This window comes from Nocardioides sp. B-3, from assembly GCF_024703895.1.
Taxonomy (GTDB): Bacteria; Actinomycetota; Actinomycetes; order Propionibacteriales; family Nocardioidaceae; genus Nocardioides.
The window spans coordinates 558,551-575,572 of sequence record NZ_CP087968.1 but is presented as its reverse complement, the minus strand read 5'-3'; the positions used below and the strand labels follow the sequence as shown (position 1 = coordinate 575,572).

Below are 17,022 nucleotides of genomic sequence, written 5' to 3'. Positions count from 1 at the left end.
CCTTTCTCCCCGCGCAGCCCTAGCCTTGCCCAGTGCCCTCCCTCTCCCGTGAAGCCCCGATCGGGATCTTCGACTCCGGCTTCGGCGGGCTGACGGTCGCGCGGTCGGTCATCGACCAGCTGCCGCACGAATCCATCCGCTACGTCGGTGACACCGCGCGCCAGCCCTACGGCGCCAAGCCGATCAGCGAGGTCCGCGAGTACGCCCTCGAGTGCCTCGACCACCTCTACGCCGAGGGCGTCAAGGCGCTGGTCATCGCCTGCAACTCGGCGAGCGCGGCCATGCTGCGCGACGCACGCGAGCGCTACGACGTACCCGTCGTCGAGGTCATCCTGCCCGCGACCCGGCGCGCCGTCGCCGCCTCGCGCAACGGCAGGATCGGCGTGATCTGCACCCGCGCGACCGCGGAGTCGATGGCCTACGACGACGCGTTCGCCGCGGCGCCCCACGTCGAGCTCCTGACCCGCGCGTGCCCTCGCTTCGTGGACTTCGTTGAGCAGGGCGTGACCGGCGGCAGCGAGCTCATCGACGTCGCCCACGAATACCTCCAGCCGCTCGTCGACGCGGGTGTCGACACGCTCGTGCTCGGCTGCACGCACTACCCGTTGCTCACCGGCGTCATCTCGCTGGTGATGGGCGACGACGTCACCCCCGGTCAGCTCGGCCGAAGAGTGCGCCAAGGACGTCTACAAGCTGCTCGTACGCACCGACCTGATGCGCGAGGGCGGCGTGCCGACCTACTCCTTCGCCACCACCGGCAGCCCCGACGAGTTCGAGACGATCGGTCGCCGGTTCCTCGGCTCCGACCTGCTGGTCGCCTCCCAGTTCGCCGGCGGACTGTCGTGAGCGCCCGCCTCACCGTCCTCGGCTGCTCGGGCTCCTATCCCGGCCCCGAGTCGCCGGCGAGCAGCTACCTCCTCGAGGCCGAGCTGGACGGTCGCACCTTCCGGATCCTGCTCGATCTCGGCAACGGTGCGCTCGGCCACCTGCAGCGCTACGCCGACCCGCTGACCATCGACGCGGTGTTCCTGAGCCACCTGCACGCAGACCACTGCCTCGACATGTGCGGCTACTACGTCATGCGCAAGTACCACCCGACCGGCCCGCAGCCGCGCATCCCTGTGTGGGGTCCCTCGGACACCCCCGGGCGGCTCGCGCGGGCCTACGACTTGCCGCTCGACCCGGGGATGACCGAGGAGTTCGACTTCCACGCGCACGCCGGCCCCGTGCAGGTCGGACCGTTCCCGGTCGAGACCGCCCGCGTCGTCGTACACCCGGTCGACGCCTTCGCCATGAAGGTCACCGTCGACGGCCGCACCCCGGTCTACAGCGGTGACACCGGCCCCTGCCGGGAGCTGACCGACCTCGCCGCGGGCGCCGACCTGCTGCTGTGCGAGGCGTCCTTCCGTGACGGCGTCGACAACCCGCCCGACCTGCACATGACGGGCTCCGAGTGCGGCACGACCGCCACCGAGGCCGGCGTCGGCCGGCTCGTGCTCACCCACATCCCGCCGTGGCACGACGCTCAGGTCGCACTCGCCGAGGCGAAGGCCACTGGACCGGTCAGCTCGACGTCGCGGTCGCCGGGATGGTCATCGAGCTGTAGCTCAGACCAGCCCCGCGTCGTGCACGACCATCGCGATCTGCACGCGGTTGGTCGAGTCGAGCTTGTCGAAGAGCCGCGAGACGTGGGCCTTGACGGTGGGGATCGAGAGGTAGAGCTCGCCCGCGATCTCCGCGTTGCTCAGCCCACGCCCGACGCAGATCGCGACTTCGCGCTCGCGCAGCGTGAGGGTGGCCATCCGCTCCTCCGCGACCGCGGAGCGATCGAGCGGCTGGGTCAGGCGCATCTGCTCCAGCACCGTGCGGGTGACCGACGGCGAGAGGATGGCCTCGCCGTCCGCCACGCGGCGTACGGCGGTGACGATCTCGGCCGGCGGCGTGTCCTTGAGCAAGAACCCGTCGGCGCCGGCCGCGACGGCGGCGAACACGTAGTCGTCGGCCCGGAACGTCGTCAGCACGATCACGGACGGGGCCTGCGGCAGCTGCAGGAGCGCCTTGGTGGCGTCGAGACCGTTCATCACCGGCATCCGGATGTCCATCAGCACGACGTGCGGCCGTTCGCGCTCGACCATCGCCAGCGCCTCGGCGCCGTCGCCGGCCTCGCCCACGAGGACCGGGTCGGGCTGACCGCCCAGCATCAGGGCCAGCGCGGAGCGGACGAGTGGATCGTCGTCGACGACCGGGACCTTGATCGTCTTCGTCGGAGGCCGCCTCATGCGATCCACGGTATCGACCCGCGCAGCACGAACGCCGAGCCCTCGCGGCCGTGCACGAGGGTGCCGCCACGCAGCTCGGCACGTTCGGACAGGCCCACCGGGCCGAGGCCCGCTCCCGGCGCGGAGAGCGGCGGCGAACCCGAGGGGGTTGCGGATCAGCACGTCGATCCCGTGCTCGGGCGAGCCGCTGAGCGCGATGCTCACGCGGGCACCGGGCGCGTGCTTGGTGGCGTTGGTGAGCCCCTCCTGGATGATCCGGTAGAGCGCGCGCCCGACGACGTCCGGCACCGCGTCGATCGAGCGGTCCACCCGGTCGCTGAACTCGACGTGGAGACCGTGGTCGCGCGACTCACTGACCGGGGCGGCGATGTCGGCGTACGTCGGTTGCGGCCCCTCGACGAGCTCGCCGGTCACCTCGTCGCGGAGCACCCCCAGCACACCGCGCAGCTCGTTGATCGCCTCGTTGGACTTGCCCCGGATCTGTCCGAGGCCGTCGCTGGAGCTGGTCGGCCTCGAGGTCGTCGCGGAACGCGAGCGCGCCCGCCTGCATGGAGATCTGGGTGATCCGGTGTGCGAGCACGTCGTGCATCTCGCGCGCGATCCGCTCGCGTTCTCGGCTGCGGCCCTGCGCGACCCGGAGCTCCTGCTCGGACTCGGCGCGGGAGGCGCGGTGGCGCAGCGTCCAGATCAGCTCGCGGCGAGAGCCGAGATACATGCCCCAGCCCATCATCGCGCCGTTCGTGACGAGGTTGATCACCACGGAGACCCAGATGGGCCCGTTCAGCTCGAAGGGCGCATAGAGCGTGTAGGTCATCGCGCAGGCGAAGTTGAGCAGGCCGACGCCGATGATCGGGCCGGGCCGCCGTTGCGTGGCCAACGAGACGGCGGCGAGGGTGGCTGGGCCGGATGCGAGACCGGAGAAGGCGCTCAGGCAAGCGATCAGGGCGGCGAAGAGCACCGGTGCGCGGCGCCGGAAGATCACCGCCACGAACGCGATCAGCCCCGGGATGATCTCGAACCAGAAGGTCGTCCGGTGCCGGGACCACTCGGCCTCGACGGCCTGTGACCAGATGAGCAGGGAGAAGGCGAGGCAGACGGCCGGGCGCCACGCGTGGCCGGCCAGTGTCAGGTCGGGCCGGGTGTCCTCGGCGCGCGGGCGCTCCACCTGACCTTCCATGGGGGCAAGGCTAAGCGCAGCGGCCCCCTACTTAGGTAGGGGCAGGGTCCAGCCCTGCGACCGATGTCCGGGGCGGTCCGGGCCGACAGGCTGGGGCGCATGCTCCGGGTGACCTCTCTGACCAAGAAGTACGGCGACTTCACGGCCGTGCGGGACGTGACGTTCACCTGCCGACCCGGTCGTGTGACCGGGTTCCCGGGCCCCAACGGTGCCGGCAAGACGACCACGATGCGCGTGATGGTCGGGCTGACGCCGGCCACGGCTGGTGAGGTCACGATCGGTGGTCACCACTACCGCGACATCCCCAACCCCGGTCGCCACGTCGGTGTGCTCCTCGATGCCTCCGCCCAGCACGCCGGACGTACGGGCCGCGAGGTCCTCACGCTCGGCGCCAAGCAGATGGGGTTGCCGGCCTCCCGGGTCGACGAGATGCTGGCCCCGGTGAGCCTGTCCGACGTGGAGTCGACGCGTCGGCTCCTGCAACTACTCGCTCGGCATGCGCCAGCGGCTCGGCATCGCGCACGCCCTGCTCGGCGACCCGTCGGTGCTGATCCTCGACGAGCCCGCCAACGGCCTCGACCCGGCCGGCATCCGGTGGATGCGCGGACTGTTGAAGGACTATGCCGACCGCGGTGGCACGGTGCTGCTCTCCAGCCACCTCCTCAACGAGGTCGAGCTGGTCGCCGACGAGATGATCCTGATCGGTCGCGGCCAGATCGTGGCCAGCGGCACCAAGCAGGAGCTGCTCGCCGGTCGCGCGGGGGGTGCCACGCACGTCACTGCGCTCGACGTCGCGTCGCTGTCGACCGCGCTGGAGGGCAACGGCTTCACCGTCTCGGCCGCCGGTGACGGGCTCCGGGTCGAGACCGACCCCGTGCACGTGGGCCGGGTCGCGGCCGACAAGCAGATCGTGCTGACCGACCTCCGGCCCGCCGAGGGCGGCCCGGAGAACCTGTTCCTCGAGCTCACCGCTGACACCCAGCGCGAGAGCATCACCGCCGAAGGAGTCGCGGTATGACAGCCGTCGCTGCAGACCCGTCGCCGACCATCGACATCTCCTCGACCCAGCAGGTGCCGTTCGTGCGCCTCGTGTCGGTCGAGCTGCGCAAGATGTGGGACACCCGCGCCGGCTTCTGGCTGCTCGCCATCACCGGCGGTCTGCTCGTGCTGGCCCTCGGCATCGTGCTGCTCGTCGTCGCGCTCAGCGACGAAGGGAGCCCGTCCGCGACCCAGTTCGCGCAGATCATGACGATCCCGGTGTCGTTGCTCGTCCCCGTCCCGGCCATCACCAGCATCACCAGCGAGTGGAGCCAGCGCACCGGCCCGGTGTCCTTCACGCTCGAGCCCCACCGCATGCGCGTCGTGTGGGCCAAGTTCACCACCGTGATGATCCCGGCCGCCGTGACCATCGTGCTGGCCATCATCGTCGGCACCATCGGCACCCCCGGTGGCGGCCGCGATCACCGGCACCGACCCCGTCTGGGACATCGAGGCCGGGACGTTCGCCCGGTCGATCTTCAACCAGCTGGCGTTCTTCGCCATGGCCTTCGCCTTCGGCCCGGTCTTCCTGAGCACGCCTGCTGCGATCGCGGTCTACTACGTCGTCGCCATGCTGGTGCCCTTCATGGTCTACGGCACGCTCTACGCCTTCTTCGACTGGGCCAAGGACCTCATTCCGTGGATCGACCTCGGCTTCGCGATCAGCCCCTACCCGGGCCAGAGCCCCGACGCTGCCGAACCCTCCACCACCACCCTGCTGCAGGTGATCTTCACCTTCGCGATCTGGGTCGTGCTGCCGTTCGTCCTCGGCCTGCGCCGGGTGACGAGGGCCGAGCTCAAGTAGCTCCCACTGACTGGCCCCCACGGGGAGGGGCCAACACCAGCCGGGACCGGTCTTCCACGGGGATGACCGGCCCCGGCTGGTTTTCTTCGGGGGAACTTCACGCGGCGTTGGACTCGCCGTCATCCGGTGGCAGGACGATGCTTCCCGGGCGCCGACACGCTGCTGGCATGCGTCAACTGCGGTTCGCGGCCCCGGGGGACAGCACCACGTTCGGTGTCGGAGATCCCGTACGCCGCGGCTGGGCCGCGCTCCCGGCCGACTCCTTCGCACAGTCCTACGACGTCGACTTCGTCAACCTCTCCGTCTCGGGTGGGACCACGATCGACGTCCACGACTCGCAGCTCCGGCCGGCGCTGGTCCTGCGTCCGCACCTCGCGTCGGTGATCGTCGGCGTCAACGACACCATGAAGTCCTCCCGGGACCCGGTCGGGGTCCGGGAGCGGCTGGTGACGACCGCGGCCGAGCTGGCAGACGCCGGCGCGCTCCTGCTCACGGTCCGCTACCACGACCATGCCTCGGTGCTCGGCCTCCCCGGCTGGCTCCGGCGCCCGATGTGGCAGCGGATCCAGCAGCTCAATGCGACCTACGACGAGATCCATGCCCGGCACGACACCGTGCGCATCGACCTCGCCCAGCGGCCCGAGGTGACGACGCGCTCGTTCTGGTCGGTCGACCGGTTGCACCCGTCGGGGCAGGGGCACCGGGCGGTCGCGGGTTGGTACGCCGAAGCGCTGGCCGAGCGCGGCTGCAGTCGTGCCGCCGTGCGTGGCCGCCGGTGTGGGCACCGTCCCCTCGCGACGTGAGGACCCGGCCCGGCTGGCGAAGGCCGGCGTGCCGTGGCTCGCGCGCCGCGCCGGCGACCTCGGCCCCCGGGGCGCTCGGATGGCACTGGCGGAGCTCGGTGCGCGGCGAGACCCGCTCCGGGACGAGGCCGTGGCCTGACTAGGTTTGTCCCCATGACGATCTCCACTGCTCCCCTCCGCGCCGACGGTCGCGCCGACGACCAGCTCCGCCCGATCACCATCACGCGCAACTGGCTCGACCACGCGGCCGGCTCGGTGCTGATCGAGTTCGGCGGCACCAAGGTGCTGTGCTCGGCGTCGGCCACCGAGGGTGTCCCGCGCTGGCGCAAGGGCTCCGGCTCGGGCTGGGTGACGGCGGAATACGCCATGCTGCCCGCGTCCACGAACACCCGCTCCGACCGCGAGTCGGTCAAGGGCCGCATCGGCGGTCGCACCCACGAGATCTCGCGCCTGATCGGCCGCTCGCTGCGCGCGATCATCGACTACGAAGCGCTCGGCGAGAACACCATCGTCCTCGACTGCGACGTCCTCCGGGCAGACGGCGGCACCCGCACCGCGTCCATCACCGGCGCCTACGTCGCCCTCGCGGACGCCGTCGCCCACCTCCGCTCGACCGGCGCGCTTAAGGGCGAGCCGCTGACCGGCTCCGTCGCCGCCGTCAGTGTCGGCATCATCGACGGGGTGCCGCGCCTCGACCTGCCCTACGAGGAGGACGTGCGGGCCGAGACCGACATGAACGTCGTGATGACCGGCACCGGTTCCTTCGTCGAGGTCCGGGGCACCGCCGAGGGCGTCGCCTTCGACCGCGCCGAGCTGGACGCCCTGCTCGACCTTGCCGCCAAGGGCTGCGTCGACCTGACCCGGCTCCAGCAGGAGGCGCTCGCGCGATGAGGGTGTTCCTCGCCTCGCGCAACGCCAAGAAGCTGGTCGAGATGCAGCGCATCCCGGCCGAGCACGTCGACGGGGTGGAGGTCGTGGGGCTCGACGACGTGTCGCACTACGACGAGCCGGTCGAGGACCAGCCGACCTTCGAGGGCAACGCGCTGCTCAAGGCGCGCGCGGGCTTCGCGGCCACCGGGCTGCCGACGATCGCCGACGACAGCGGCCTGTGCGTCGGCGCGCTGAACGGCATGCCGGGGGTGCTGTCGGCTCGGTGGTCCGGCCCTCCCAAGAGCGACTCGCGGAACAACGAGCTGTTGCTGGCCCAGCTCAGCGACCTACCGGACGACAGGCGAGACGCCTGGGTTCGAGTGCGCCGTCGCGTTCGTCGGCGCCGACGGGGGAGAGCTGGTCGAGCACGGCCGGATGCCCGGTCGGATCATCCACGCTCCCCGCGGCAGCGGAGGCTTCGGCTACGACGTCGTCTTCGTCGCCGACGAGCATGCCGAGGCCGACCTGACCTCCGCCGAGCTCGACCCGGCCGAGAAGGACCGCATCTCGCACCGCGGCAAGGCACTGCGCGCTGGCCCCGCGGATCGCGGAGGCCCCGGCGTAGGTCAGACGGCGACGGACTCGCTCGCTGTGGTGATCTTCTTGATGACGAAGGTCCCCCACAGTGCCGCGAGGGGGAACATCAGCAATCCGTAGACCGCCGCGGGGACGGCAATCTCGGCCTCGTTCAGCACGTTCTCGGCCACGAAGATCGCCAGTGTCGCGTTGTGCACACCGATCTCGAAGGATGACGCGATCGCCCGGTTCTCGACGATGCCGAAGGCACGCGGGACGACGAAGCCGACGACCGGGCTGATCACGCAGAAGAGAATCGCGGCCGGGCCGACGTCGGCGAGGTATTCACCGACGTTCTCCCACTCGCTCGCGAGGATGCCGAGGACCAGCACGGCCGGGATGACGGCTGAGGCCATGCGGACCGGCTTGTCCATCCGCTGCGCGAACCCGGGGCTCTTTGACCTGACCAGCATGCCGATGCCCACCGGGATCAGGATCAGCGCGAAGACCTTGACCACCTCGGCCAGCGGCATGGTCACGTTGTCGCTCTGGTCGAAGTAGCCGATCGCGAGGTTGGTGATGATCGGCAGCGTGGCGATCGCAACGATCGAGTTGATCGCGGTCAGCGTGATGTTCAGGGCCACGTCGCCGCGGAACAGGTGGCTGAACAGGTTGGCCGTCGTCCCGCCCGGGCTGGCCGATAGCAGGAGCAGGCCGATACCGAGGAACGGCGGCAGGTCGAAGAGCAGCACGATGCCGAAGCAGATCGCCGGCAGCACCACGAGCTGGCAGATCAGCGCGACGAACACCGCCTTGGGGTGCTTGCCCACCCGGCGGAAGTCCGCGGGCGTCAGGTCCAGGGCCGAGCCCGAACATGATGATGGCAAGGGCGATCGGCAGGCCGATCTCGGTCATCGCAGAATCCATGTGCGGACCCTAGCGATGCGGATGCCTCCTGTGTGCCGAATGCGCTGTGTGCCGAAGGGGGACTTGAACCCCCACGCCCGAAGGCACGGCGTCCTAAGCGCCGCGTGTCTGCCGATTCCACCACTTCGGCTTGCCCCGGGATCCTATCGACGCCCGAGGCGGGGATCAGTCGAGACCGAGGTCCCGCCGCAGCTTCGCGACGTGACCGGTGGCCTTGACGTTGTACTGCGCCAGCTCGATCCGGCCGTCCTCGTCGATCACGAAGGTCGATCGCAGGACGCCCTCGATGGTCTTTCCGTACAGCTTCTTCTCGCCGTACGCCGCAAAGGACTTGTGCACGTCGAGCGACTCGTCCGAGAGCAGGGTGAGAGTGAGCTGGTCGCGCTCGCGGAACTTCGCCAGCTTGGCCGGCTTGTCCTTCGACACGCCGAGCACCTCGTAGCCCGCGCCCTTGAGAGAGTCGAGTGACTCGCTGAAGTCGCACGCCTGCTTGGTGCAGCCGGGGGTCATCGCGGCGGGGTAGAAGTAGACGATCACCTTGCGGCCGCGAAGGTCCGAGAGGGTGACCTCCTCGCCGGTGTCGGAGGTGAGCGTGAAGTCGGGGGCGGTGTCGCCGGGGGACAGGCGGTCGGTCATCTCGGTCCTGTTCGTTCGGAGGGGAAACTGCTACCAATCCGACTGGTTGGTTGTTGCGAACAACCTGCAATAAGGTGATTTCGGATCACCGACATACAACCATCACGGAGGTCAGCGACATGCACGTCCCCGACGGATTCCTCGACGCACCGACGTCGGTGGCGACCGCGGTCGTTGCGGCCGCTGGCGTCGCGCTCGCCCTGCGCGGCGCCCGGCGCGAGCTCGACGACCGGACCGCGCCGATGGCCGGACTCGTCGCGACCTTCGTCTTCGCCGGCCAGATGATCAACTTCCCGGTCGCCGGCGGCACCAGCGGGCACCTCCTCGGCGGCGCGCTCGCGGCCGTGCTCGTCGGTCCCTACACCGGCGCCCTCTGCATCAGCGTGGTCCTCCTCGTGCAGGCGCTGCTGATGGCCGACGGCGGCATCACCGCGCTCGGCACCAACGTCACGCTGATGGGCACGGTCGGCGTCACCGCCGGCTGGCTGGCCTTCGTCGTCGCCCGCAGCGTGCTGCCGAAGAAGGTCCAGATGATCCCGCCGGCCGCGGGCATCGCCGCCCTGCTCAGCGTCCCGGCCGCCGCGCTCGTCTTCACGGGCCTCTTCCCGGTCGGCGGCACCGCCCCGGTCGACATGAGCACGGTCCTGACCGCGATGCTCGGCTGGCACACCGTGATCGGCATCGGCGAGGCAGTCATCACGTTCCCGGTCGTCGGCACGGTCGTCACCACCCGACCCGATCTCGTGTACGGCGCCCGCCCACTGCTCGACGCGCGAGCTCGAGATCCGCACGGACGTGGAGGTCGCCCGATGACCCGCAACGCGAAGTTCTTCGCGGCCTTCCTGCTCGCCGCCCTGCTCGTGGCGGGTGTCGGCAGCTACTACGCCAGCGCCCAGCCCGACGGACTGGCCTACGTGGCCGAGCAGACCGGATTCAGCGACTCCGAGAAGGAGTCCGCCACCTCCGACGGAGTCTTCTCCGGCTACTCCCACGCGGGGCGTCGACAACGAGCGCCTCTCCGGGGGTCTGGCCGGCGTGGTCGGCTCGCTCACGACGCTGCTCCCGGGCGGCGGCCTGTTCTGGGTGCTGCGTCGTCGCCGTACCCACACTCCCGAGCAGGCCTGATGGGCGCCGGGCACGGCCACCGCCTGCACTTCCACGGGCACGGCCCGCTGCACCGGATGGCCGCCCACCACAAGCTGCTGGTCCTGGTCGGCTTCATGCTCGTCGTGGTGGCCACGCCGCGCGAGCTCTACTCCGTGTTCGGCATCTATGCCGTGCTGGTCGTCTCGGTCATCTTCGCCTCGGGCGTGCCGCTCACCTACATCGCCAAGCGGATGGTGATCGAGGTCCCGTTCGTCTGCTTCGCGGTCCCGGGTGCCTTTCATCGCGACCGGCCCGAAGACCGAGGTGCTCGGCCTCTCGCTCTCGGAGCCTGGCCTCGTCGCTGCCTTCGGCCTGCTCGCCAAGGGCACGATCGGGGTCGCCTCGTCCCTGACGTTCGCGGCGACCACCGAACCCGACGACATCCTGCGCGGCCTGGAGCGGCTGCGGATGCCCGACCTGCTCGTCCAGATCATGGGCTTCATGATCCGTTACCTCGACGTCGTCACGGCGGAGTGGTCGCGGATGCTCGTCGCGATGCGGTCGCGCGGCTGCGACCCGCGATCGCCGAAGCACTGGCCGACCCCGGCGCGCGGCATGGGCGCGCTCTTCATCCGCTCCTACGAGCGCGGTGAGCGGATCCACCTCGCGATGCTCTCGCGCGGCTACAACGGAAGTCTTCCTCGATGAGCACACCTGTCCTCGACGTCCAGGGGCCTCGCCTTCGCCTACCCCGACGGGCACCGGGCGCTGTACGGCGTCGACCTGCACGTGCACCGGGGAGAGCGGGTCGCCCTCCTCGGACCCAACGGTGCGGGCAAGACGACGCTGGTGCTGCACCTCAACGGCATCCTCTCCGGGGGCGCCGGCTCGGTCAGCGTCAGCGGCCTGCCGGTCGAGAAGCGCAACCTCACGGAGATCCGCCGCCGCGTCGGCATCGTCTTCCGGGACCCCGACGACCAGCTCTTCCTCGGCAGCGTGCGCCGGGACGTCGCCTTCGGCCCCGCCAATCTCGGGCTCAGGGGCGCGGCCCTCGACCAGCGGGTGATGACGGCCCTCGACCGGGTCGGCATGGCCGACTTCGCCGACCGGCCGCCCCACCACCTCTCTTTCGGCCAGCGTCGCCGCGTGGCCGTGGCCACCGTGCTGGCGATGGAGCCGGAGATCCCGGTGCTCGACGAGCCGAGCTCCAACACGGACCCCGCCAGCCGTCGCGAGCTGGCCGACATCCTGCGCGGACTCGACGTGACGCTGATGATGGTGACCCACGACCTGCCCTACGCGCTGGAGCTCTGCCCCCGCTCGCTGGTGCTCAGCGACGGGGTCGTGGTGGCGGACGGGCGGACCTTCGACGTACTCACCGATGGGCCCCTGATGGCCGCCCATCGGCTGGAGCTGCCGTGGGGATTCGATCCGCGCACGGTTGGTAACCTTCCCGCGTGACCAACGAACTGAGCGCGCTCGAGCGCGAGATCGAGGAGACGCGCCAGCGTCTCGCCAGCACGATCGACCAGCTCACCTACCGCGCCAACCCCAAGACCATCGTTGGTCGCGAGGTGACGTCGGTGAAGTCGCACTTCGTCGACACGGAGTCAGGTGCCCCGCGCACCGACAACCTCATCAAGGTCGCCGGCGGCGTCGTCGGCGCGATCGTGGTCCTCGCGATCATCCGCAAGATCGTCCGTTGACCGCGGCCCTGATCCAGTCGTGAGCACCTCGGGCGCAGCCGCCATCAAGATGCTGCACGACCGCCTCCTCGTGGAGCTCGACCGGGAGTCGGGGGAGCGGCGCTCGTCCGGCGGCATCGTCATCCCCGCGACCGCGGCGATGGGCGCTCGCCGCCCGGCGTGGTCGCGCGTCATCGCCGTCGGCCCGCACGCCCGGGCCGTCGAGGTCGGCGACCGCGTGCTCTTCGACCCCGAGGACAAGTCCGAGGTCGAGGTGCAGGGCGAGGTCTACATCGTGATGCGCGAGCGTGACGTTCATGCCGTCGCTGCGGAGCGGCTCGATGCCGGCTCGACCGGCCTCTACCTCTGACCGCGAATTTTGGGGAAGTCCCGACGAGGCCTAGCCACGCCGCCCCGCGCGGGGTGAGGATTGCCGGGTCGCGACGTTTCCCCGTGAATGTCGAGGCGTCGTTGGACGGCCTGCGCGGAAGCCCCCGCTCGTGCAGGCCGTCCTCTAGCGCCGTCGCTAGGGTGACCGCGTGAAGCAGCGCGATGCGATCGTCATGGACGACGCCGAGATCGACACGTTCCTGACGTCCCAACGCAGCTCGACGGTGGCGACGCTCGGCCCGCAGGGCCAGGTCCACCTCGTCGGCATGTGGTACGCGTGGTTCGACGGCCACGTCTGGTTCGAGACCAAGCCGAAGTCGCAGAAGGTGCTCAACCTGCGCCGCAACGACCGGCTGACGTTCCTCGTCGAGGCGGGCCACACCTACGACCAGCTGCGCGGCGTCTCGATGGAGGGCCGCGGCGTGGTCGTCGAGGACGACCCGGCGCTGCTGGAGCGCGTCTGCCCGGACGTCTTCGAGCGCTACAACGCGCCGTACACCGAAGAGCTGCGGCCCTTCCTCGACCTGATGATGCACAACCGCGTCGTCATCCGCCTCGACGTCGAGCGCACCCGGACACGGGACCACCGCAAGCTCGGCCTGCCTGCGATGGAGCCGGGCGGGACGACGGCTGCCTCGATCGACGAGCGCTGACTCCTACGTCCGACACCCCGGTCGCCACATCGTCGGACGTTGTGCGGGACGTCCGACCGTCTGGTTGCTCGGGCAGCCGCCTCGTCGGACGTCCCGGTGGACGTCCGACGGGCTGGTCGCCGAGACGTCGGACTCGGAGGCCCCAAGACGCACGAAAGGCCGGTCCTGGTGGACCGGCCTCTCGTGATTCTGTACGCCAGCAGGGACTTGAACCCCGAACCCGCTGATTAAGAGTCAGCTGCTCTGCCAATTGAGCTACTGGCGCATATTGCACAACGCGGTGGAGCGCTGTGCAACGAGGTTGAACTCTACACGCCTGCGCCGCCGAGTTGAAATCGAGATCATCAGGCCGGGTCGGCGAGCACGGCCTGCGCCGCGTTGTGGCCGCCGAGGCCGGAGACGGCGCCGCCGCGACGGGCGCCGGAACCTGCACAGGAGGACGACCTCATGGTCGGTCGCGACGCCCCATTGCTGCGCCGGGGTGTCGCGGCGGGCCCGGTTGGGCGCCCACGGCCAGTCGAGGTCTCCGTGGAAGATGTGCCCGCCCGGCATCGCCGGGTCGCGTTCGATGTCCCTGGGGGACCTTCGCCTCGATGCAGGGGTTGCCGTCGGCGTCGGTCGCGATGCAGTCGCGGATCGACCCGACCCGGGTGCTCGTCGAGCGAGGCGATCCGCGCTCGACCGCGAGGTCCTTGGCCGCCGCGCCACCCTGCCCCTCGAACAGGCTCGCCGGGGTGTGCAGGCCGAAGTAGGTCAGCGTGTGCGCACCCTGCTCGGCCAGTGGGCCGAGGATCGAGGGGTCGCTGAGGGAGTGGCAGTAGACCTCGCCGGGCATCGTGGTCGGCACCTGCCCGGCCGACGCCTCGGTGTACGCCGCCTCGAGCTGTGTGTAGTCCTCGCCGAGGTGCAGGGTGCCGGCGAAGGCGACGGCCGGGTCGGCGCCCGACCTCAGCGACGGCAGCCGGTCGAGAAGGAAGTTGATCTTGAGCTGTGCGCCCTCGGGCTTGGTGGCGTCGTCCTCGCCCTCGCCGAGCAGGATCCGCAGCACCCACGGCGCCACACCGGACAGCACGCGGCGACAGGTCAGCGACTGCTCGCTGGAGCCGTCGTGCCAGACGACGGTTGCGGAGTCGGAGCCGCCTCGATCCGGCTGACGCCGGCCCCGGTGACGATCCCGGCGCCCGCAGCGGGTCGCTGCTCGCGCGAGCGCGTCGGTGACCGCGCCCATCCCGCCGACGGGCACGCGCCACTCGCCGGTGCCGTTGCCGATCAGGTGGTAGAGGAAGCACCGGTTCTGGACCAGCGACGGGTCGTGCATCGAGGCGAACGTGCCGATCAGCGCGTCGGTCGCGACGACGCCGCGGACGGTGTCGTCGAGGAAGCGCTCCTCGATCGTCTGCCCCGGGGGCCGGGTGACGACGTCGCGCCAGATGCCCGGGTCGACGGCCTCGCGCAGCTCGCGCTCGAGGGGGAGCGGCGACATCAGTGTCGGCGCGACGGCGTGCGCGAGGTCGGTCATGTCGGCGTAGAACTCGCGCCGGGCGCCGTACTCACGATCCGAGCCGGTCAGGGCGGCGAAGGACTCGCGCGTGGGCTCGCCCTCGGGGCGCTCGACGAGCAGGCCGCCGGAGCGGCCGTCCCGGGTGTACGGCGTGTATGACGCCGTGGTCCGCGAGACCAGCGTGACGTCGAGCTCGAGGTCGGCCATCAGCTGTTCGGGCATCAGGCTGACGAGGTAGGAGTAGCGCGAGAGCCGGGCCGGCATCCCGGCGAACGGGCTCACCTGAGACCGCGGCGCCGCCGGTGTGGTCGAGGCGCTCGAGGACGGCCACCGACAGGCCTGCGCGGGCGAGGTAGGCGGCCGCGACGAGGCCGTTGTGGCCGCCGCCGACGATGGCGACGTCGTAGGACTGGTGAGCGTTGTTCACCTGAGCCAACGTAGCCGCATCATCATCGGCGGGTCGTCAGGAGGTCGAGAGTGCCTGCATCGTCTCGATCTCGGCCGACTGCGTGTCGACGATGTCACCGGCGAGATTGACGGCCGGCTGGTAGCGGCCGTCCTCGATCTCCGCCTGCGCCATCTCGACGGCGCCCTCGTGGTGCTCGATCATCATGTCGAGCCACATGGCCCGGAACTCGCCGTCCGAGGCCTCCGACAGGGCGGTCATCTCGTCGGCCGACATCATGCCGGGCATGTCGGTGTCGACACCCTCCATCGACTCGCCCACGTGCTCGTCGCCGTGGCCGGCGTTGACGTGGTCACGCATCGTCTCGGGGATCGGCTCGTCCCAGTCGGTGAGCCACTCGGAGAAGGTCTGGATCTCAGGCGCCCGGGCGGCGCGGACCTGTTCGGCGAGCTCCCGGACCTCCGGGTCGATTGGGCGGTCCAGCGTCAGGTCGACCATCGAGAGCGCCCGGGCGTGGTGCTGGAGCATCTCGGAGGCGAACGTGACGTCGGCGGCGTTGTGCTCGGTCTCGGAACGCTGAGGCGCGGGCGCGGAGTCGTCGCCACAACCGACGGCCGGGGCGAGGATGAGGGCGAGCGGCAACAAAGTCTTCATCATGATGGGAATATACCCCCTGGGGTATAGGTTGGCACGAGCATGAACGCTTCCATCATCCACGCCGGAGGTCAGAGAAGATGAACGAGATGCATCACGACGGGCACGATCACGCAGCGATGGGTGGGGTGAAGGCGATGGCGCTCAGCGCCACCCTGCACTGCCTGACCGGTTGCGCCATCGGTGAGATCGCCGGCCTGATGATCGGCACCGCGATCGGGTTAAGCGCCGGCTGGACGATCCTGCTGGCCGTCTCGCTCGCCTTCCTCTTCGGCTACGCCCTCTCGACGCTGCCGTTGCTGAAGTCGGGTCTGGGCCTCGGCGCTGCCCTCGGTCTCGTGTTCGCCGCCGACACGCTCTCGATCGCCACCATGGAGGTCGTCGACAACGCAGTGATGGCCCTCATCCCCGGAGCCATGGACGCCGGCCCGGTCAACGCCGTCTTCTGGATCAGCATGATGATCGCGCTGACGGTCGCGTTCCTCGCGGCCTACCCGGTCAACCGCTACCTGTTGCAGCGCGGCAAGGGTCACGCGCTCACCCACGGCCACCACGGTGGCGGTACGGCGACGGGCGCTCGCCGATTCATCCCCACGCTCGCCACCTCGACGCTGGTGGCTGCCATCGTCGCCTTCATGCTCGGCGGGCTGGTCGTCTCGGTCGCCGACGAGCTCGGGGACGGGCCGATGACGGAGAGCTCACACGCATCGAGCCCCTGACCGCGACTGCGGTCAGGGCCTCGATCGCTTGGGGTGAGTAACGGGACTTGAACCCACGACATCCGCCACCACAAGGCGGCGCTCTACCAGCTGAGCTATACCCACCATGGCTTGCACAACAAGGCGCAAGACCGATGAGAAGTGTAGGGCAATCAGTGCGCGGAATCTGAATCGGGGCCCAGCCCCGTGATCGTCCCGGCGTGGCGGGCCGCCACTTCGCGGGCCGTGACGCTGTCGAGGCCCGGCTGCGGGACGAAGACGGCCTCGCGGTAGTAGCGCAGCTCCTCGATGCTCTCCCGGATGTCGGCGAGCGCGCGGTGGTTGCCGCGCTTGGCCGGGGCCGCGAAGTAGGTGCGGGGGTACCACCGGCGGGCGAGCTCCTTGATCGAGGAGACGTCGACGTTGCGGTAGTGCAGGAAGCCCTCGAGCGTGGGCATGTCGCGGGCCGGGAACGAGCGGTCCGTGGCGACGGTGTTGCCGCCCAGCGGCGGACGGCTGCCGTCGGGGCAGTGCTCCTTGATGTAGGCCAGCACCTGCTGCTCGGCGTCCTCCATCGTCGTCCCGCCCTCGAGCTCCTCGAGCAGGCCGGAGGAGACGTGCATGTTGCGGACGAAGTCGATCATCTGGTCCAGCGCGGCCTGCGGTGGCTTGATGAGCACGTCGATGCCCTCGCCGAGGACGTTGAGGTCGAAGTCGGTGACCAGCGCCGCAACCTCCACCAGCGCATCCGTCTCGAGGCTGAGGCCGGTCATTTCGCAGTCGATCCAGACGAGTCGCTCATTCACGGTGAGCACCCTACTCAGGGTTCTCAGCGGCG

The 17,022-nt window shown here is 70.1% G+C and carries 20 protein-coding genes, 3 tRNA genes and 6 pseudogenes; 17 read left to right on the top strand and 12 right to left on the bottom strand.

Annotated elements, in window-relative coordinates; genetic code table 11:
• Positions 1-32 precede the first annotated feature (32 nt).
• From murI to LP418_RS03855, 3 genes and pseudogenes are all read left to right on the top strand, one after another.
• A pseudogene (gene murI, locus LP418_RS03865) lies at positions 33-846 on the top strand (glutamate racemase).
• Positions 843-1,448: pseudogene (locus LP418_RS03860) on the top strand (MBL fold metallo-hydrolase); the annotation flags it as partial. The pseudogenes murI and LP418_RS03860, both read left to right, overlap by 4 nt.
• Positions 1,449-1,453: 5 nt before the next feature.
• A complete protein-coding gene (locus LP418_RS03855; RefSeq protein ID WP_257955288.1) occupies positions 1,454-1,606 on the top strand; it encodes a hypothetical protein in 153 nt (50 codons plus the stop codon).
• Position 1,607: 1 nt separating this feature from the next.
• Here LP418_RS03855 and LP418_RS03850 read toward each other — a convergent pair whose 3' ends face one another.
• On the bottom strand, positions 1,608-2,201 hold the full coding sequence (locus LP418_RS03850) for a response regulator transcription factor (RefSeq protein WP_336276015.1): 594 nt from the start codon (positions 2,199-2,201) through the stop codon (positions 1,608-1,610).
• A gap of 427 nt (positions 2,202-2,628) precedes the next feature.
• Complete coding sequence (locus LP418_RS03845; protein ID WP_257955287.1) at positions 2,629-3,456, bottom strand: histidine kinase dimerization/phosphoacceptor domain-containing protein; 828 nt, start codon at positions 3,454-3,456, stop codon at positions 2,629-2,631.
• A 63-nt stretch (positions 3,457-3,519) separates the two neighbouring features.
• On the opposite strand from LP418_RS03845, the pseudogene LP418_RS03840 reads away from it, so the two are divergent.
• Both LP418_RS03840 and LP418_RS03835 read left to right on the top strand, forming a co-directional pair.
• Positions 3,520-3,864: pseudogene (locus LP418_RS03840) on the top strand (ATP-binding cassette domain-containing protein); the annotation flags it as partial.
• Between the two features lie 88 nt (positions 3,865-3,952).
• Positions 3,953-4,474 carry an AAA family ATPase gene (locus tag LP418_RS03835; protein WP_257955286.1) on the top strand — a complete coding sequence of 174 codons (522 nt, stop codon included), beginning with the start codon at positions 3,953-3,955 and terminating at the stop codon, positions 4,472-4,474.
• Here LP418_RS03835 and LP418_RS03830 read toward each other — a convergent pair.
• The gene (locus tag LP418_RS03830; protein WP_257955285.1) at positions 4,449-4,880 is read right to left on the bottom strand and encodes a hypothetical protein; all 432 of its coding nucleotides are present in this window, start codon (positions 4,878-4,880) and stop codon (positions 4,449-4,451) included. The two genes, LP418_RS03835 and LP418_RS03830, sit on opposite strands and share 26 nt — an antisense overlap.
• A 23-nt stretch (positions 4,881-4,903) precedes the next feature.
• Here LP418_RS03830 and LP418_RS03825 point away from each other — a divergent pair, with 23 nt between their 5' ends.
• The 5 genes and pseudogenes from LP418_RS03825 to LP418_RS03805 all read left to right on the top strand — a co-directional run.
• A complete protein-coding gene (locus LP418_RS03825) occupies positions 4,904-5,299 on the top strand; it encodes a hypothetical protein (RefSeq protein WP_257955284.1) in 396 nt (131 codons plus the stop codon).
• Between the two features lie 167 nt (positions 5,300-5,466).
• Positions 5,467-6,102 carry an SGNH/GDSL hydrolase family protein gene (locus LP418_RS03820; protein ID WP_257955283.1) on the top strand — a complete coding sequence of 212 codons (636 nt, stop codon included), beginning with the start codon at positions 5,467-5,469 and terminating at the stop codon, positions 6,100-6,102.
• Positions 6,077-6,241: a hypothetical protein gene (locus LP418_RS03815; protein ID WP_257955282.1), complete on the top strand. Its 165-nt coding sequence runs from the start codon at positions 6,077-6,079 to the stop codon at positions 6,239-6,241. Before LP418_RS03820 ends, LP418_RS03815 begins: the two co-directional genes overlap by 26 nt.
• A gap of 14 nt (positions 6,242-6,255) precedes the next feature.
• Positions 6,256-6,993 (top strand): ribonuclease PH, encoded by a 738-nt coding sequence (rph, locus tag LP418_RS03810; protein ID WP_257955281.1) that lies wholly within the window; start codon positions 6,256-6,258, stop codon positions 6,991-6,993.
• Positions 6,990-7,566: pseudogene (locus LP418_RS03805) on the top strand (non-canonical purine NTP pyrophosphatase); the annotation flags it as partial. The gene rph and the pseudogene LP418_RS03805, both read left to right, overlap by 4 nt.
• 32 nt (positions 7,567-7,598) lie before the next feature.
• Here LP418_RS03805 and LP418_RS03800 read toward each other — a convergent pair.
• From LP418_RS03800 to bcp, 3 genes are all read right to left on the bottom strand, one after another.
• The gene (locus tag LP418_RS03800; protein ID WP_257955280.1) at positions 7,599-8,378 is read right to left on the bottom strand and encodes a bile acid:sodium symporter family protein; all 780 of its coding nucleotides are present in this window, start codon (positions 8,376-8,378) and stop codon (positions 7,599-7,601) included.
• A gap of 146 nt (positions 8,379-8,524) precedes the next feature.
• Positions 8,525-8,605, bottom strand: a tRNA-Leu gene (locus LP418_RS03795).
• A 35-nt stretch (positions 8,606-8,640) separates the two neighbouring features.
• Entirely contained in the window at positions 8,641-9,111 is a 471-nt protein-coding gene (gene bcp, locus LP418_RS03790; protein WP_257955279.1) for a thioredoxin-dependent thiol peroxidase, read from the bottom strand.
• Positions 9,112-9,230: 119 nt separating this feature from the next.
• Here bcp and LP418_RS03785 point away from each other — a divergent pair.
• From LP418_RS03785 to LP418_RS03760, 6 genes and pseudogenes are all read left to right on the top strand, one after another.
• A pseudogene (locus tag LP418_RS03785) lies at positions 9,231-10,010 on the top strand (energy-coupling factor ABC transporter permease); the annotation flags it as partial.
• A gap of 478 nt (positions 10,011-10,488) precedes the next feature.
• On the top strand, positions 10,489-10,905 hold the full coding sequence (locus tag LP418_RS03780; RefSeq protein WP_336276014.1) for an energy-coupling factor transporter transmembrane component T family protein: 417 nt from the start codon (positions 10,489-10,491) through the stop codon (positions 10,903-10,905).
• Positions 10,906-10,986: 81 nt separating this feature from the next.
• Positions 10,987-11,658: an energy-coupling factor ABC transporter ATP-binding protein gene (locus LP418_RS03775; protein WP_257955278.1), complete on the top strand. Its 672-nt coding sequence runs from the start codon at positions 10,987-10,989 to the stop codon at positions 11,656-11,658.
• Positions 11,655-11,903: a DUF3618 domain-containing protein gene (locus LP418_RS03770; protein ID WP_257955277.1), complete on the top strand. Its 249-nt coding sequence runs from the start codon at positions 11,655-11,657 to the stop codon at positions 11,901-11,903. Before LP418_RS03775 ends, LP418_RS03770 begins: the two co-directional genes overlap by 4 nt.
• A gap of 49 nt (positions 11,904-11,952) precedes the next feature.
• Positions 11,953-12,252: a GroES family chaperonin gene (locus tag LP418_RS03765; RefSeq protein ID WP_257956890.1), complete on the top strand. Its 300-nt coding sequence runs from the start codon at positions 11,953-11,955 to the stop codon at positions 12,250-12,252.
• 169 nt (positions 12,253-12,421) lie between these two features.
• Complete coding sequence (locus LP418_RS03760) at positions 12,422-12,925, top strand: pyridoxamine 5'-phosphate oxidase family protein (protein WP_257955276.1); 504 nt, start codon at positions 12,422-12,424, stop codon at positions 12,923-12,925.
• Between the two features lie 192 nt (positions 12,926-13,117).
• Here LP418_RS03760 and LP418_RS03755 read toward each other — a convergent pair.
• From LP418_RS03755 to LP418_RS03740, 4 genes and pseudogenes are all read right to left on the bottom strand, one after another.
• Positions 13,118-13,190 (bottom strand) — tRNA-Lys (locus LP418_RS03755).
• Positions 13,191-13,370: 180 nt separating this feature from the next.
• Positions 13,371-14,708, bottom strand: a complete 1,338-nt coding sequence (locus LP418_RS03750; RefSeq protein ID WP_257957306.1) for a phytoene desaturase family protein — start codon at positions 14,706-14,708, stop codon at positions 13,371-13,373.
• A 16-nt stretch (positions 14,709-14,724) separates the two neighbouring features.
• Positions 14,725-14,853 (bottom strand): annotated as a pseudogene (locus tag LP418_RS03745) (FAD-dependent oxidoreductase); the annotation flags it as partial.
• Between the two features lie 36 nt (positions 14,854-14,889).
• Positions 14,890-15,489: a DUF305 domain-containing protein gene (locus LP418_RS03740; RefSeq protein WP_257955275.1), complete on the bottom strand. Its 600-nt coding sequence runs from the start codon at positions 15,487-15,489 to the stop codon at positions 14,890-14,892.
• 77 nt (positions 15,490-15,566) lie between these two features.
• On the opposite strand from LP418_RS03740, the gene LP418_RS03735 reads away from it, so the two are divergent.
• The gene (locus tag LP418_RS03735; protein ID WP_257955274.1) at positions 15,567-16,205 is read left to right on the top strand and encodes a DUF4396 domain-containing protein; all 639 of its coding nucleotides are present in this window, start codon (positions 15,567-15,569) and stop codon (positions 16,203-16,205) included.
• Positions 16,206-16,234: 29 nt separating this feature from the next.
• On the opposite strand, the gene LP418_RS03730 is transcribed toward LP418_RS03735, so the two are convergent.
• A tRNA-His gene (locus tag LP418_RS03730) sits at positions 16,235-16,310 on the bottom strand.
• A 47-nt stretch (positions 16,311-16,357) separates the two neighbouring features.
• A complete protein-coding gene (gene orn, locus LP418_RS03725; RefSeq protein ID WP_257955273.1) occupies positions 16,358-16,990 on the bottom strand; it encodes an oligoribonuclease in 633 nt (210 codons plus the stop codon).
• Positions 16,991-17,022: the final 32 nt, after the last annotated feature.

What these genes read in the sequence shown, in the direction of transcription:
- LP418_RS03850 (WP_336276015.1), bottom strand. Translation starts at nt 2,201, where the DNA reads ATGCTGGGCGGTCAGCCCGACCCGGTCCTCGTGGGCGAGGCCGGCGAC.
- LP418_RS03845 (WP_257955287.1), bottom strand. Translation starts at nt 3,456, where the DNA reads ATGGAAGGTCAGGTGGAGCGCCCGCGCGCCGAGGACACCCGGCCCGAC.
- LP418_RS03835 (WP_257955286.1), top strand. Translation starts at nt 3,953, where the DNA reads ATGCGCCAGCGGCTCGGCATCGCGCACGCCCTGCTCGGCGACCCGTCG.
- LP418_RS03830 (WP_257955285.1), bottom strand. Translation starts at nt 4,880, where the DNA reads ATGATGGCCAGCACGATGGTCACGGCGGCCGGGATCATCACGGTGGTG.
- LP418_RS03820 (WP_257955283.1), top strand. Translation starts at nt 5,467, where the DNA reads ATGCGTCAACTGCGGTTCGCGGCCCCGGGGGACAGCACCACGTTCGGT.
- rph (WP_257955281.1), top strand. Translation starts at nt 6,256, where the DNA reads ATGACGATCTCCACTGCTCCCCTCCGCGCCGACGGTCGCGCCGACGAC.
- bcp (WP_257955279.1), bottom strand. Translation starts at nt 9,111, where the DNA reads ATGACCGACCGCCTGTCCCCCGGCGACACCGCCCCCGACTTCACGCTC.
- LP418_RS03765 (WP_257956890.1), top strand. Translation starts at nt 11,953, where the DNA reads ATGCTGCACGACCGCCTCCTCGTGGAGCTCGACCGGGAGTCGGGGGAG.
- LP418_RS03740 (WP_257955275.1), bottom strand. Translation starts at nt 15,489, where the DNA reads ATGATGAAGACTTTGTTGCCGCTCGCCCTCATCCTCGCCCCGGCCGTC.
- LP418_RS03735 (WP_257955274.1), top strand. Translation starts at nt 15,567, where the DNA reads ATGAACGAGATGCATCACGACGGGCACGATCACGCAGCGATGGGTGGG.